The organism is Terribacillus sp. AE2B 122 (genome assembly GCF_902497585.1).
Lineage (GTDB): Bacteria > Bacillota > Bacilli > Bacillales > Amphibacillaceae > Terribacillus > Terribacillus saccharophilus_A.
Genome location: NZ_LR700955.1, coordinates 1 through 14,635, shown reverse-complemented (window position 1 = coordinate 14,635; position 14,635 = coordinate 1). Strand labels below are relative to the sequence as shown.

Here is a 14,635-nt window from a genome sequence, read left to right as displayed (position 1 = left end):
ACAACGATCCGTTTTCAAGCTTGAAGGTGTTTTTATTTGTCTCAGCCTAGGGGGTCAGTCCCGGGGTACCTGTCCTTTTTTATATCTTTCTTTTTGCTTCATATAAATTTAGCAGCTTGTCCAATTCCTGGCTTTTAGCAATGGATTCACTGCTTGTAAAACCTTTCTCAAATGCTACTTCTGCCATCTGCTCACGCAGTACCTCGATCTGCTGCGTCAGCCTATTAAGATTGATTAGTTTGTTTGAGTGCTGCAGACAATATCTGGCGTGTTCAGGCAATATCATTTGATCACCATTATCCCTCATTAGTTACAAATCTTTTCCATAACTTATCATGCCAAAAGATCGAATGAAAGTAAAGTTTAACAAGCACTTTTCACACTTTTTACATAAGTAACTGACAAGCTTCCTCCTTCTTTCCTATCATTCGTCAAAAGACGACGGAACGAAATTAGAACTTTATTCATAAAGGCAACAGTCGTCCTTTTTACAGAACAATAATACGCGATGGAAATAGTATTGGAAAATGGGCTAACGACTATACCCCTTCTAGCTCTGCGCCATATAGTAAGGTGTAAGCTTTAGGAGGTGAAACAGAATGGGTTACGGATACGGTGGCTTCGGCGGTTTCGGCGGCGGAGGCGGAGGTTACGAGTGTGGTTGTGACAACAAAGGCGGCTACGGCGGCGGCGGCAATGGTTGCGGCAATGGCTTTGCTTTGATCGTAGTACTTTTCATCTTGTTGATTATTGTTGGTGCAGCGTTCTACTGCTAATACCAAAAAAAGACGGCATCCTAAGCGGATGCCGTCTTTTTTTTAACCAATAATGATTCGCTCTTTAGGATAGTGGAAGTTAGCTGTCTGTGAATTTCGCTGCAAGGAATACAAGAACGTCAGAATACCGACACGCCCAAGAAACATGAGTAACATCAAAACAATCTTACTTGTATCACTCAGCTCCGGTGTAATGCCGAGACTTAGGCCGACCGTCCCGAACGCACTGCATACTTCAAATAGTATTTCAGTCAGCGAAAATGGCTCAATGGAGGCAAGAATCACAGCTGAGGTGAATACTAAAATCATGCCGAAGATCGTCACATTAATTGCCTTGAAAAGATCTTCCGGGTGAATTTCCCGCCGCAGGACAGTAATTTGCTTGTTCCCTCTGGCAAAGTGGTAAAGCGCAATAACAACCAATGCCAAGGTGGTAGTACGGATACCTCCTCCGGCACTGCTAGGAGAAGCTCCGACAAACATTAGTGCAGACATGAACAGCTGGTTTTGTTCTGTCAGCTGCGCAATGTCCATTGTTGCAAGTCCCCCACTTCGAGTCGTCACCGATTGGAAAAGGGAGTAAAATAGTATCTCGTGCCAGGATTTCCCTACAAAGAAATTCCTGGAATCAAGCAATGCAATAATGATTGCACCAGCAAAAATAAGTACCATAAAAGTAATTGTTGTTAGCTTAGCGAATAAAGAAAATCGGATAAAAGTGCGCTCATCCTTAGAAGCAAAGATATACTGCTTCACCTCAATCAGAACCGGAAAACCGATTGCTCCTAGAACTATGAGCAGCATATGTATGAATTGCACGAAATAATCATGTCGAAAAGGAATAAGTGACTGTCCAGTTATATCAAAGCCGCCGTTGGTCGTCGCGCTAATTGAAGCAAATAAGCCTTGAAAATAAGCTTCACCCGCTGTAGGGAAATATTGCAGATAATAAGTACCTAGGACAAGGAATCCAATCAGTTCTATCGACAATACAACAACCAGAATTTGTCGCATAAGATAAACTGCTCCGCGAAACGATACTTGATTCTGATCAACCATGATCAGTCTCCGTTCCTTGAAACCAATTTTCTTACCAAACAGCAGCCACACAAACGTCCCTAGTGTCATGACGCCAATTCCGCCCAACTGCATCGTGAAGGCTATAAAAATGATGCCAGTCGTGTTGAAATATTCATTAATCGGAACAGAAGCAAGTCCTGTAACGCTAATGGCGCTGACAGCCGTAAATAATACATCTACGAAGGATATATCAGTTCCTTCTTTATGTGCCACTGGCAATGCCAATAAGCACGTAGAAATAACCACAGCAGCTAAATAAAACAAGATGATCAATCTGGTTGGCGAAATGTTATTGAGCCATCGCCAACGCGGGTCATAGGTACGCATACAAGTGCTCCTTTAAAAGTACGTTTCGTTTCAAATGTAGTCTATTATAGCAGGCATATTGGAGAATAGCTCTCTTTTTCAAGCGCACTCACTCCGTGGTTCCGGCTCCGCTGGTCAAAATCTCTTCCTCTTCCATTCCTTCTTGACGCATTCTTTTTATTGAAGCGAACAGTTCCGATTTTTCTTCCCTTGCAAGCGTGCCCTTCATGATTACATTCCCTTCATCACCTAAATCATTCACTTCCTGTACTTGAACAAGGAACATTGCCGGACGGTTTTCTGGTTTTGTGATTCGCACTTGGGCAAGCAGTACTTTTCGGTCTTCAGATATTTCTTGTACGCTTTCCAAATCTGCTTTGCCGAGAACCGCTTCCAGCACCCATTCGTTATCTTCTTCTTTATTGATGATTAACCCCTCTGACAGTTTCATTTCTTTCTCATTTAATGACACTTGATCTGTCGGATATAAAGTCAGCTCTACCAGTTTAAATGTTTTCACAAATAACCTCTCCTTTTAACATGTCCAATTAAGTCTTTTTCTCTATCTTATCAGAACTTTTCCGATCCGTATGTATTGTGTATAGGATGTTTTCTGTGCATAGTGCCAGGGTACAGAGTTAGGATATTGCCAGGAAGGATGATATTTATGCATAAACTGGATTTAATCGTAATAGGCTCTGGCGTAAGTGGTCACAGCACGGCTTCAGCAGCTAGAAAAAAGGGTTGGACTGTAGCCGTTATTGATGATAAACCATTTGGAGGTACATGCCCTCAATGGGGATGTGATCCAAAGAAAGTACTGATTGAAACAGTTAAAATCCAGGATGCTTTTGAGCGGATGAAGGGTTTTGGTTTGACTGGAGATGCACAGCTAGATTGGAGCAAGCTACGCGAACATAAGGAGACATTCACGAAACCTATTCCCGAATCGACTGTCGAAGAATTCGAAAATGACGGCATCGAGGTGTACCAAGGACACGCACAATTTATTGATGATCATACAATAGAGGTTAACGGAGAAAGACTTCAAGCTGCGTATATTCTAATCGCTTCAGGGGCTTCCCCCACTAAACTGCCGATAGATGGATACGAAAATCTCATTTCAAGTGATGCTTTTTTTGAGCTCGATGATTTACCTCAGGAATTGGTGCTAATCGGTGGAGGATATATCAGTTTTGAATTTGCACATATTGCTGTCCGTTTTAATCGAAAAGTAACCATTATTCATCGTGGAGAACGTCCTCTGGAAGGATTTGATGAGGATGTCGTCAATCATTTGGTCGACTACAGTAAAAAACTTGGCATCGATATTAGAACGAATACGGAGCTGGAAGCTGTAGAACAGCAAGGGAATGCATTCACCGTTTCCATCCGTTCTGAAAACAACATAGAACAGCTATCTGCTGATATCGTCATTCACGGTGCTGGCAGAGCACCAAATGTCCAAGATATGGGTCTGGATCAGACATCCATTTCTTATAGCAAGAAGGGTATTAAGGTAGATAAAAATCAGCAAAGTATATCAGCACCTCATATTTACGCTGCAGGAGATTGTGCTGATGATGGGAAGCTCCCCCTTACACCGCTGGCTACAGAATCCGGAAGCCGTGTTATTAATCACATGCTGGAAGGGAAACAGCAGGATGATTTCAATCATATTCAGCCTTCCGTTGTTTATACTATTCCTGGAATTGCTTCAGTTGGTGTATCAGCAGACGAAGCTCTAAAATCTCAGGACAAGTATTCTGTCATCGAACAAGATTTGAGCTCTTTCTTCACAAATAAGACGACAAGACTGGAAGAAGGATACAGCAAAATCATTTTGAATAAAGAAAAACAAACTATTGTCGGTGCGCATTTGTATGCAGCTCATGCTGAACATTTAATTAATGTCTTTACATTGGCAATTGAAATGGAAGCACCAGTTAAAATACTGCAGTCTTTGCTTTGGGCTTATCCGACAGCGGATAGCGATATTCCTAGCATGCTTCAGTGAACAAGAAAAAACCGCCATATCTGGCGGTTTTCTTATGCTTTATATGCTTTTACATAATATACTTCTTCATTAAAGTCTCCTTGCGTCACTTCGAATCCAGCCTTAGTCAATTTATCTGCAAGCAGATCCGCGCTGTGATCTCTGCTGTAGCCGAGAGCTACCATAATACCCTTTTCAATTGTAACTCTGTACATTTCCTGTGCTGCAAGCTCGGGGTCATCTGTATTATCCAACACAAATGCTGCAAGACCTCGTTGGAAGGATGCGTCGGGGAAATTCAGCCTGCCTAATCCGCTAGGCATCCGGTCGATATTCGCCAGCGTTTCCTCCTCTGCACGAAGGGCTAATTCTTCTAATAAAGTTTCGTCTTTCTCCAGGGCTGTGACGCGATCTTTTGTTTTATGTGCGATAGGAATAACCAGTTCCCCATTTCCAGCACCAAAGACTATCACTTTTTCTCCGCCTTCTATTTCCAACAGCTCCACCACTTCTGCTGCGGAAACTTCTGTTGTTTTATTCGCCATACAACTCTCTCCTTTTGAATCAATTAGTTCTGTATTGCCCTCCCAATGCGAAAGCTAAACGTATCTTCCCTATGCTCTCACGCATTAACATTTTCTATCCTGAATCTAAAAAGGACAGCTGATCCATTCAGCTGTCCTTTCAACTCGTATATTTGCCCGTTTGAATTTTGCGGTCAATAAAGTAACATAGATCTCCTATTTTCGGAAAGCGTTCAAATTCCATATTAGCAGGATTCTCTGCATCAACCAGCGGGATATCCCAATAACGCAGCAATTCATAATAACTTCTCAAAAATAGCTCGCGATTACCATTATATATTTCAGACAAATCAGAAGCTGTCGTTTTGAAAGCATATTCAGGAAGTACATTCTCCGTATGTTTATCTATATATTTAACGACAGTAAGATAGATTTCGTATTCGATGCCTTTCATTTTGGCGACCTGACATAAACATTTCTTAGTTTTAACTTGATCCATATCAATAATATCTGCCATATTGTTTCCTCCTCACCCGGACTGGAAACCTCAATTTACATTCAGTTTATCACAACACACAGCGTCTGTATGCCGATTTTCAGATAAATAGTCATACTATATTGAATTTTTGTAACTATTATTGTTGGTTTTATTTTCTAGCCAGCGGGTAGATATTTAGTACATCAAATTAGCTTAAAAAGGAGAATTCAACATGAAACCATATTTAAAAGAGTACACAAACGATGAAAAGCTGCAAGAAGACATTCAACTTTTAAGCACAAAAGGCGTAAACAAAGATAACATCTATGTATTGTCACATGATGATGACAGAACGAAACGTGTATCCAGTAAAGTGGATGCCAATACGATTGGATTATCCGAGATGGGAGCTAAAAGTGCTGTAGGCAGCATGTTCAGTAAACAAGGTGATGAACTACGTGCGAAATTGAAGGAAATCGGTTTTTCTCAGGAAGAAGCTGAGGATTTTGAAGAGGATCTCGATGAAGGGAAAATCTTCTTGATTGTCACAGAAACAGACAACGTCGAAGGCTTGCTAATCTAAATGGAAAGGCACTGTCCAATGAGACAGTGCCTTTTTTTATTTCTTTGGTAAGATAAGTTTCGGTTGAGCCAAAACCAAAATCAGAATAACAATAATGCTGGCTATAAAGCTTGGCAGCAAGTAGGAGCCATTATATATAAGCGAGTATGCCCAAACCGTTTGTCCAGGAGCAGCTGCAGATCCGAAAAAGACCATTCCTCCTACAAAATGCGCAGCGAACCGCCCGATACTGCCAATCAATGTTCCGATGATTAAGAATCCAATAAGCTTAGTTCGGTTATTTTCTTTTGCCGCTTTACGCGCTGGACCAGCTGTTACAGCTGCCAGTCCAACTAAAGTGAAGGCCAAAGGATAATCTAAAAAACCTTGGACAACATGTATTATATAAGGGCCGGTGACTAACTGCAGCAATCCTACAACTAACCCTGTTGTAAGTCCGCCTTTCCACCCCCAGCGAAATGCCATTAAGAATATCGGAACCATTTGCAAGGAGATACTGCCTCCCTGCGCCCATGCTTTGAATGAGAATAAGTCCAGTACGAATGCGAGTGCGGCAAATATTGCCACCTCTACTAAAAATAAAACCTTGCTTCTTGATTGCATATTTTTTCTCCCCTAATAAAGAATGCAACAAAAAAACAATGCTGCAGAGGGATCTCTTCCGATGGCCCAAAGTGCATTGTTTCCCATCAAAGAAGCTACATCCCTACGCGAGTGCTAACTCACAGGTTCGAAGGGTCTGGACATATGTCCATCTCAGCCGAAATGGCTCCCCCTGCAGGCTTATTTGTACCGTTTTGTTTTCTGTTGTCTATCCATTATATAGAAAATTGATAGCGCTAGCAAGAAATATTAATATTTCCTTTAGATGAAATATTACCCAAGTGCTAATTTTAGCAATTTTATTACTTTTACTTCATCTAACGAAATTGTTTGAATTCGAGAAAAACTATGACGTATAATGGACAATGTTCTAAAAAAGGGAGGATTCAAAATGGATACACCAGCTACAATCCCACAAGGGAAGAAGCATCCAAAGGGATTGTATCTTCTCTTCTTCACAGAAATGTGGGAAAGATATAGCTACTATGGCATGCGTGCTGTACTGATGCTTTACTTAACTGCTGCAGCTATTAGCGGTGGATTAGGAATGAATACGCAACAAGCCGCAATAATTTATGGTTTGTACACAGGAATTATCTACTTCACACCAATTATCGGTGGTTACTTGACTGACAAGTATATCGGCCTGCGTACTGCTATCACTATTGGTGGCGTAACGATGGCGATCGGAGATTTCACAATATTCCTATTCAACAATCAGTGGGGATTATACATCGGTATGTTGTTCCTCATACTTGGTAACGGGTTCTTCAAACCGAATATCTCAACACATGTTGGTGAGTTGTATCACCCGATGGATAAACGTAAAGATGCTGCATTCACCATCTTCTACATGGGCATCAACATCGGTGCATTCTTCTCTCCTCTAATTGCAGGATTTCTTGCAGAGGATCTTTTCCATACGACTGATGCTGCCGGTATCGAACACTTTGGCTTCAAATGGGCCTTCTTGGCATCTTCCATTGGTATGGTCATCGGCCAATTGATCTTCAGCACTTTGGGTAAGAAATATTTAGGTGATATCGGAACAAAACCTGCGCGATCTAATATTTCTGCTGATGGCGTTCCAGCCAAAATGACTGCTGCTGACAAGAAACGTACAGGTGCAGTATTAATTTTAGCTGTATTCATCATTTTCTTCTGGGCTGGCTTCGAACAAGCAAGTACTTCCCTAACACTATATACGAGAGATTTTATTGATCGAAACATTGGCGGTTACACTATACCAGTTTCCTGGTTCCAATCAGTGAACCCACTGTTCATTGTCATCCTTGCACCAATCATATCTGCTATTTGGCTGAAATTGAGTAAATCAAAACGTGGAGATTTTCGGACAACGACAAAAATGTCCATGGGTATGATTCTATTAGGATTAGGATTTATGATCTTAGTTCCAGCAGTACTATATACAGGCAGTGACGAAGGGGATATTGTTCATAGAGCTAATATTCTATTCATCGTCTTCACCTACCTGTTCCACACATTAGGTGAACTATGTTTATCACCTGTTGGTCTATCGATGGTAAGCCGAGTAGCACCAGTGAAAATTGCTTCTCTATTGATGGGTGTCTGGATGGCCGCAACTGGTATTGCCAGCCTTATCGCTGGACAGCTTGCTGCATTGACAGAATCACTCGGTTATGTAGAGATTTTCAGTATAATCGGTGCAGTCGCTATCGTAGTAGGTCTAATCCTTCTAGCTGTTTCCAAGAAACTGCAATCCATGCTGGATGCACGAGACTAAACCTAAAAGCACAGTTCCTTACGGGAGCTGTGTTTTTTATATGTATTCCTTCTCTTTCGCTATGTAGACTGCTTGTGAACGGTTCTGTGCTCCCAGCTTATCCAGAAGTTCCGAAAAATAGTTCCGGATGGTGCCTGGTGACAAAAATAGTTCAGCTGCTATTTGTTTTGTTGAGAAGCCTTTTTCCGCAAGAGAAAGGATTTTCATTTCTCGTTCACTTAGCGGGTTATCAACGCCTTGTACAAATTGATACGTTATCTCTGGACTAATTACCGTGCGTCCGTGATATACAATATCCCTCACTGCATGAGCCAGTTGCTCACTTGGCGTATCCTTCAGCAAATAACCCTCAACCTTCATTTTCATAGCTTCTTTAACATAAGCAGCCGTAGAAAAGGTGGTAAGCAGCAGCACCTTCTCTTTACGGCTGTTTTGCCGCATTTGCTTGACCACTTCCAAGCCATCATATTTAGGCATTTCAATATCGAGGATTAGTAAATCGAAAGTTTGCGTTTGAAGTGCTTGCAATACTTCCTCACCATTGGCAGCTTGTTTGATGACAACGAAATCTTCTTCAAGATCGAGCATTGTCGCCATGGCACCTCGAAGCATATTCTGATCATCCGCCAACAGCAAACGAATCATTACTATTTCCTCCTTCGGTTTGCATAGGAACTTTTACTATCAAGTGCAAGCCGCCATTTATCCGCTTATGAAAATGGGCTTCCCCCTTCATTAGACTGACTCTTTTTCTAATTCCATCTAAGCCGTTTCCGTCTTGTGACAGCATATTATCATAGCCGCCATTGTCCTCCACCTGTAAATGCAGATAGTTATTAGATTGTATAACTCGGATTTTACAAACGGTAGCGTTACTATGACGAATGACATTTGTGACAGCTTCTTTGAGTATATAGGCAATCATTGTTTCCTTTGAACTGTCTTCTATCGAAGGAATTTGCTGTTCTAATTCAGGAGCAATACCAGCTTCTTTTAATCTAAGCTGCGCTGCTTCCACTTCCTCCTGCAAAGATACAAAACGCAAATCGCTCACGATTTCCCGCATTTCTTGAAGCAGGGATCGAGATAACTGCTGGATATCATCTAATTCCTGTTCTGCCCGCTCTTGATTCTTGTATAAAAGCTTCTTCGATATATCACTTTTCACTGAAATCGTTGATAACGTCTGTCCTACTGTATCATGCAGATCACGTGCAATTCTGTCCCGTTCTCGCTCTTTTATTAATTCCTCCACTTGCTTTTTTGTGTCAGCAAGCTCCTCATTTACTGCCTCCCATTTGCGGTACCACTTTTCTTGTACTTTCCAAACTGCTGGTGTAATGAGACTGATCAGGATACCGGGAGAAATATATCCCCATGTCCAATCATGAATCCCATATATATCCGTAAGCAGCATGATGCCTGTAACAGCATTAACAATTAAATAACCAGTCCAGAACTTAGCTGGACTTTTCACTACATAAAGCATATTAATCGCATATAAGAGCAAATAGAAAAAATCCTGTTCGATAAAAAAAATTAAATATGCTACTAGTATGGTTAAGACAATTGCTGAAGAAAAAGTCCGTTCTGGCCTCCAATAAATTTCCCTATAACAGAAAAAGATGACAACCATTACTAAGAGAGGGATCCAGAATCGAAAACCTTGCTCTCCAATCAAATACAGTAAAGTGAAATAGTAATAGGCAAGCCAAAGATGAGGTATATAGCCATCTTCTTCCGGAAACAGGCGGAATTTCTTCACGTAGTCAGCTCCTTTGCCTATACTGTAAAATCATTGCACCTATAAATAATACCAAAAAATAACAGATAAGAATTATAATATTGGAAATTTCAATACCCTCTCCTGAGGCTATAGTCCAAGCACCCCGTGCAAACAAGTATGATGGCAGCCATTCACCAATCATTTGCACCCAGTTCGGAAATGTTTGCAGCGGCATCCAGAGACCTCCTAAAATAGCTAGTCCTAACACTACTATATTGGCGGTCGCAGATGCAGTCTCAACCTTTCTAGACTGAGCAATCAAGATTCCGATTGTTAGAAATAGAATCGATCCAGCCAGCAGCCATAAACTAGTCATTATCCATTCTTCCAAGGGGCGATCAAATTGTTTCCATGCATTTACAACAAGGAAAAACAAAGAAACAATGAGTGTGTTCAGCAAAAGCTGCGTGATAATACGAGAAATGAAATACTGTGATGGCGTAAGAGGGTGGGTAAACAAATAGTCCATCCAAGTTTGCATGCGATCATACATTATTTGAATACCAAATGTTTGCACAGAAGTTACTACTAAACTGTAACAGGTCATGGAAATGAGAAAATAATAATCAAATTCAATTCCGTCGACAGCCGCACCTCTATTAATGTAAGTAAATAGGATATAAAAAATGAAAGGCATTAGTAAAGAGAAACATAGAAAGTATCTATCTTTTATCATTCTTTGGAGTTCCATCCCCACTGTTACAACAATAGATTTCATGTGCCAACTTCCTCTCTTTCCAGTCCCTCAACATACTGCTCAAGAGTATCACCTTTTATCTCAAGCTGCGTAAATTTGATATTATGCTGGATTAGCAACTGCAGTTCTTTATCCGCGCCTTCCGTCAGCTTTTGGTATAAGCCTTCCTGCTGTGTATATCCCATAGAGAGTAAAAAACCTTTATACTTGGAATCGGTTCGGAAGCTTATTGACTTTCTATCCAGCATTATATCCTCAATTGGACGGTCGACTTTTATAACTCCATCCTCCAGATATAATAATCGATCGGCAAGCTCTTCTGCTTCTAACAGAATATGTGTCGTCAATAAAACACTGATTCCTTCTGCACGTACGTCTAACAACTGCTTGCGAAATTGTCGTTTAGCTTCCAAATCCATACCGGCTGTTGGTTCATCCATGATTAGCAGCTTTGGCTTAACTGTAACAGCAAGCTGGAATAACAGACGTTTCATCTGACCGGTACTTAAATTCCCTGCCAGTACCTTTTTTTTCGGTTCCAGTCCTGCATCCTGTAAAACAGTAAGGACCTGTACTCTTTTGCCATGCAAAGAAAGCACATACGAAGCGAACTGATAGACTGTTAAATTCCCAATCATAGAAGGTGCTTGTGGTACATACCCAATATGAGGCTTTTTGCCTTTCCATTCCATACTTCCTCGATCTTGTTTCAGCATTTGTAAAACTATTTTTAGCAAAGTAGACTTACCCGCCCCATTCGCACCTAGCAGGAGAATGCTCTCACCCTCAGCTATTTGGAAAGTAATATCTCTCAGCACCTGCTGCCCTTTAAATGATTTGCTAACGTGATTTATCCTTAGCATAACCCCACCTCCTGCTATCAGAATAACAAGATAGATTACAAGGAGTAAGGAAGTAATGTCATGAAAAAGAATGACAATTGTCATAAAAAAAGACCACTCTATTGAGTGGTCTCCCTTAATTATTCTGCAGTCAATCTCAAGAATTCCTCGATGTCCTGCTTGCAAACTTCGATAGCTTTAAGCCAGAATGCCTTATCGGTCAAATCCTCCTGTAAATGCTTCATCGCTAAGTCCTCAACCGTCATGCGGCCAGTATCCTCAAGTAAAGCATTATAGGAACGTTCAAAGTCTTCCGGATTTTCTGCTGCTTTTGCGTAAATACCTGTGCTGAACAAATATCCGAATGTATACGGGAAATTATAGAACGGTACATCAGTTGCGTAGAAATGCAGCTTGGACGCCCAAAATGTCGGATCGTACTCATCTAGCTGGTCATTATATGCTTCTTTCTGAGCATCGACCATCAACTCACGCAAGCGCGCAGCAGATACGAGTCCATTTTTGCGTTCTTCATAGAATCTTGTCTCGAACAAGAAGCGCGCATGGATATTCATGAAGAAAGCGATGCTACGTTGGATTTTTTCCTCGATCAACGCGATTTTCTCATCCTTCGTCGCTGCTTCTCTTACTGCAGCATCGGAGACGATCAATTCTGCCAATGTAGAAGCTGTTTCCGCTACGTTCATAGCATATTGCTGATTCAGCTGCTCTACATCATTCATTGCGTAGCTATGATACGCATGACCTAATTCATGCGCAAGTGTTGACACATTTGAAGCTGTTCCACTGAAAGTCATGAAAATACGACTTTCTTTCTTTTCTGGAAAACTGGTACAAAAGCCGCCAGGGCGTTTGCTATTACGATCTTCCGCTTCAATCCATCGCTTTTCAAATGCTTGCTGTGAAAAATCAGCCATTTGGCTACTGTATGTCCGGAAATTCTTCACAATGAAGTCAGCAGCTTCGTCGTATGATACATGTTTTGTCGCAGAGGAGAGCGGCGCATCAATATCATACCAGCTCAATTTTTCCAGACCAAGGATCTCCGCCTTGCGCTGCAGGTATTTTACGAATGAATCCTTCTCATCCGAAATAGCTCCCCACATAGCATCCAGCGTCTCTTGAGACATACGGTTATAAGCCAGCGGCTCTTTCAGCACACTGTCCCATTTACGATGCTTGTATGTCTGCAGACGGAAACCAGCTAGATGATTAATTGTTTCTGCGAAAAAATCTTCTTTTTCTGTCCAAGCCTCTTGCATTCTAGCAAACACATGCTGCCTTACCTTGCGATCAGGTGCATCTAATTTGTTGGCAGCTTGACCAACAGAATAGGATTTCTCCTCCCCATCGATTTTCAACGGTACCTGGATGCTGCCGACAATCGTATCATACATGCCTCCCCAACCGTGGTAGCCATCAATCGCCAAATCATTCAGCAATACTTCTTGTTTCGGTGAAAGCTTCTCAGCAGCCTCTTTTTTGCGTTCATCAAGAACGAATGCATAATTGATCAATTCCGGCTGCTCCAGCAACTGCTCCCATGTCTGCTGCGGGACTTGTGTGATGACTTGATCCACACCCGTAAGCGTTCCGCTGTATGCAGCCATGAGTTCATCTTTCTTCCCAGACCATTGCTTTGCTTTTTTGTCTGTAACATCCTGTGCTACCAGACACTCAACGAATGCAACAACCTCGAATACATGTTTAGCAGATGTTTCCCACTTCTCAACGATACGTACCAAGCCAGAAGTATCTTCAGCTTGATCAGGTACTTGAAAATCTTCTAGAGCCTGTTTCCAATCATTTAAAGCTTGATCTGCTTTCTCAGCGAATTCCGCAAGTGCAGAAGAGTCACTGCCACCAGGGAAAATTGCATCCAGATCCCATGTTTGTCCGTACTTATTTGTCATATGTATACCTCCTTGAAACTACCTTTCTATTATACGCTTTGGTATATTAACTGAAAAGTTTTAGTGTTCGATATTTTTCAGCAATACTCTCAAAAGGAAAAGGCCATAGCACCTTAGCTATGGCCTTTCACTGTTATACAAAACGAGTACCATTTAGATTTCGAGTTTCAGCAGTGGCAGATGTGATATTTGAAACTGGGACTACAGTTATACCTACTGTATATGTTGCCGTACCAGTAGCAGGAACTACGTCTACAAACGTGTTCGATACAAGAATCCGCTGCGTACCGGCAAGCTGTCCAGTTCTTGTAATGGTTACCTGATTCAGAATTGTTGCATCTCTTCGCAGTGTAGCAGTAATGGAAACTGACCAGTTAGCAGTTGTGACAACTGCTATTTGTGCGTTTGAATCCAATTTTTCATTATTTCCCGCAACTACCGTTGGGGCAATAGTATTAATTGTTGTATCTGTATTAAGGGTAAGTGGAAGAGCTGCAGTCACTTGGTTTGCTGCAAGAGCACTAACAGAAGGCAAAGCGCTACCGGTGATTCCCGTTGATCCTGTTAAACCAGTCGGTCCTGTGATTCCGGCTGCTCCGGTTGGACCGGTGATTCCCGCTACTCCGGTTGGACCGGTAATTCCGGCTGCTCCGGTTGGTCCCGTCGCTCCCGCTACTCCAGTCGGGCCCGTGATTCCAGCTGCTCCTGTAGTTCCCGTCGCTCCTGCTGCTCCAGTTGGACCGGTGATTCCCGCTACTCCGGTGGGACCGGTAATTCCGGCTGCTCCGGTCGTTCCGGTTGCTCCTGCTGCTCCAGTCGGGCCCGTGATTCCGGCTGCTCCGGTCGGGCCCGTTAATCCTGTTTCTCCCGTCGCTCCAGTGAGTCCCGTTGATCCTGTTTCCCCGGTAACTCCAGTGAGTCCGGTTTCTCCTGTCACTCCGGTGAGTCCTGTTGACCCTGTTTCTCCGGTAACTCCAGTGAGTCCCGTTGAGCCTGTTTCTCCCGTCACTCCAGTAAGTCCAGTCGATCCTGTTTCTCCCGTCACTCCTGTGATGCCCGTTGATCCTGTTTCCCCGGTAACTCCTGTGATCCCAGTTGATCCTGTTGCACCTGTCACTCCTGTGATCCCAGTTGATCCTGTCTCCCCGGTAACTCCTGTGATCCCAGTTGATCCTGTTTCTCCGGTGATGCCCGTTGATCCTGTTTCTCCTGTCACTCCAGTAATACCAGTTGATCCTGTTTCTCCCGTCGCTCCAGTGAGTCCT

The 14,635-nt window shown here is 42.3% G+C and carries 14 protein-coding genes, 2 pseudogenes and 1 riboswitch; of the genes and pseudogenes, 4 read left to right on the top strand and 12 right to left on the bottom strand.

The annotated features are described in order from the left end of the window. Window positions 1–79: 79 nt before the first annotated feature. The gene (locus tag AE2B122_RS18865) at window positions 80–307 is read right to left on the bottom strand and encodes an aspartyl-phosphate phosphatase Spo0E family protein (RefSeq protein ID WP_306452922.1); all 228 of its coding nucleotides are present in this window, start codon (window positions 305–307) and stop codon (window positions 80–82) included. A 391-nt stretch (window positions 308–698) separates the two neighbouring features. On the opposite strand from AE2B122_RS18865, the pseudogene AE2B122_RS19555 reads away from it, so the two are divergent. Then, window positions 699–776, top strand: a pseudogene (locus tag AE2B122_RS19555) (YjcZ family sporulation protein); the annotation flags it as partial. 42 nt (window positions 777–818) lie between these two features. Here the strand turns inward: AE2B122_RS19555 and AE2B122_RS18855 are convergent. Next, window positions 819–2,183 carry a TrkH family potassium uptake protein gene (locus AE2B122_RS18855; RefSeq protein ID WP_095217464.1) on the bottom strand — a complete coding sequence of 455 codons (1,365 nt, stop codon included), beginning with the start codon at window positions 2,181–2,183 and terminating at the stop codon, window positions 819–821. Between the two features lie 88 nt (window positions 2,184–2,271). Then, a complete protein-coding gene (locus AE2B122_RS18850; RefSeq protein ID WP_095217463.1) occupies window positions 2,272–2,682 on the bottom strand; it encodes a YwpF family protein in 411 nt (136 codons plus the stop codon). Between the two features lie 147 nt (window positions 2,683–2,829). Between AE2B122_RS18850 and AE2B122_RS18845 the strand changes: the two genes are divergently transcribed. Further along, window positions 2,830–4,179, top strand: coding sequence for an NAD(P)/FAD-dependent oxidoreductase (locus AE2B122_RS18845; RefSeq protein WP_175075021.1), 1,350 nt, complete (start codon window positions 2,830–2,832; stop codon window positions 4,177–4,179). A gap of 32 nt (window positions 4,180–4,211) precedes the next feature. Here the strand turns inward: AE2B122_RS18845 and AE2B122_RS18840 are convergent, their stop codons facing one another. Continuing rightward, window positions 4,212–4,703, bottom strand: coding sequence for a class I SAM-dependent methyltransferase (locus AE2B122_RS18840; protein ID WP_095271747.1), 492 nt, complete (start codon window positions 4,701–4,703; stop codon window positions 4,212–4,214). A 139-nt stretch (window positions 4,704–4,842) separates the two neighbouring features. Beyond that, complete coding sequence (locus AE2B122_RS18835; protein WP_095217460.1) at window positions 4,843–5,199, bottom strand: hypothetical protein; 357 nt, start codon at window positions 5,197–5,199, stop codon at window positions 4,843–4,845. Between the two features lie 193 nt (window positions 5,200–5,392). Here AE2B122_RS18835 and AE2B122_RS18830 point away from each other — a divergent pair, with 193 nt between their 5' ends. After that, a complete protein-coding gene (locus tag AE2B122_RS18830) occupies window positions 5,393–5,743 on the top strand; it encodes a general stress protein (protein WP_095217459.1) in 351 nt (116 codons plus the stop codon). Between the two features lie 36 nt (window positions 5,744–5,779). Here the strand turns inward: AE2B122_RS18830 and thiT are convergent, their stop codons facing one another. Further along, on the bottom strand, window positions 5,780–6,346 hold the full coding sequence (gene thiT, locus AE2B122_RS18825; protein WP_095217458.1) for an energy-coupled thiamine transporter ThiT: 567 nt from the start codon (window positions 6,344–6,346) through the stop codon (window positions 5,780–5,782). Between the two features lie 83 nt (window positions 6,347–6,429). Next, a riboswitch (TPP riboswitch) is annotated at window positions 6,430–6,529 on the bottom strand. A 208-nt stretch (window positions 6,530–6,737) separates the two neighbouring features. On the opposite strand from thiT, the gene AE2B122_RS18820 reads away from it, so the two are divergent. After that, window positions 6,738–8,111: a peptide MFS transporter gene (locus tag AE2B122_RS18820; protein ID WP_175075020.1), complete on the top strand. Its 1,374-nt coding sequence runs from the start codon at window positions 6,738–6,740 to the stop codon at window positions 8,109–8,111. A 36-nt stretch (window positions 8,112–8,147) separates the two neighbouring features. On the opposite strand, the gene AE2B122_RS18815 is transcribed toward AE2B122_RS18820, so the two are convergent. From AE2B122_RS18815 to AE2B122_RS19440, 6 genes and pseudogenes are all read right to left on the bottom strand, one after another. Beyond that, the gene (locus AE2B122_RS18815; RefSeq protein WP_175075019.1) at window positions 8,148–8,756 is read right to left on the bottom strand and encodes a DNA-binding response regulator; all 609 of its coding nucleotides are present in this window, start codon (window positions 8,754–8,756) and stop codon (window positions 8,148–8,150) included. Next, window positions 8,731–9,876: a sensor histidine kinase gene (locus tag AE2B122_RS18810; protein ID WP_175075018.1), complete on the bottom strand. Its 1,146-nt coding sequence runs from the start codon at window positions 9,874–9,876 to the stop codon at window positions 8,731–8,733. Before AE2B122_RS18810 ends, AE2B122_RS18815 begins: the two co-directional genes overlap by 26 nt. A gap of 4 nt (window positions 9,877–9,880) precedes the next feature. Further along, a complete protein-coding gene (locus AE2B122_RS18805; RefSeq protein ID WP_175075017.1) occupies window positions 9,881–10,615 on the bottom strand; it encodes an ABC transporter permease in 735 nt (244 codons plus the stop codon). Beyond that, a complete protein-coding gene (locus AE2B122_RS18800; protein ID WP_175075016.1) occupies window positions 10,612–11,457 on the bottom strand; it encodes an ABC transporter ATP-binding protein in 846 nt (281 codons plus the stop codon). The genes AE2B122_RS18805 and AE2B122_RS18800 overlap by 4 nt, the downstream gene beginning before the upstream one ends. Before the next feature lie 119 nt (window positions 11,458–11,576). Beyond that, window positions 11,577–13,370, bottom strand: coding sequence for a M3 family oligoendopeptidase (locus AE2B122_RS18795; protein WP_095217452.1), 1,794 nt, complete (start codon window positions 13,368–13,370; stop codon window positions 11,577–11,579). A 133-nt stretch (window positions 13,371–13,503) separates the two neighbouring features. Continuing rightward, window positions 13,504–14,635 (bottom strand): annotated as a pseudogene (locus tag AE2B122_RS19440) (collagen-like protein); the annotation flags it as partial.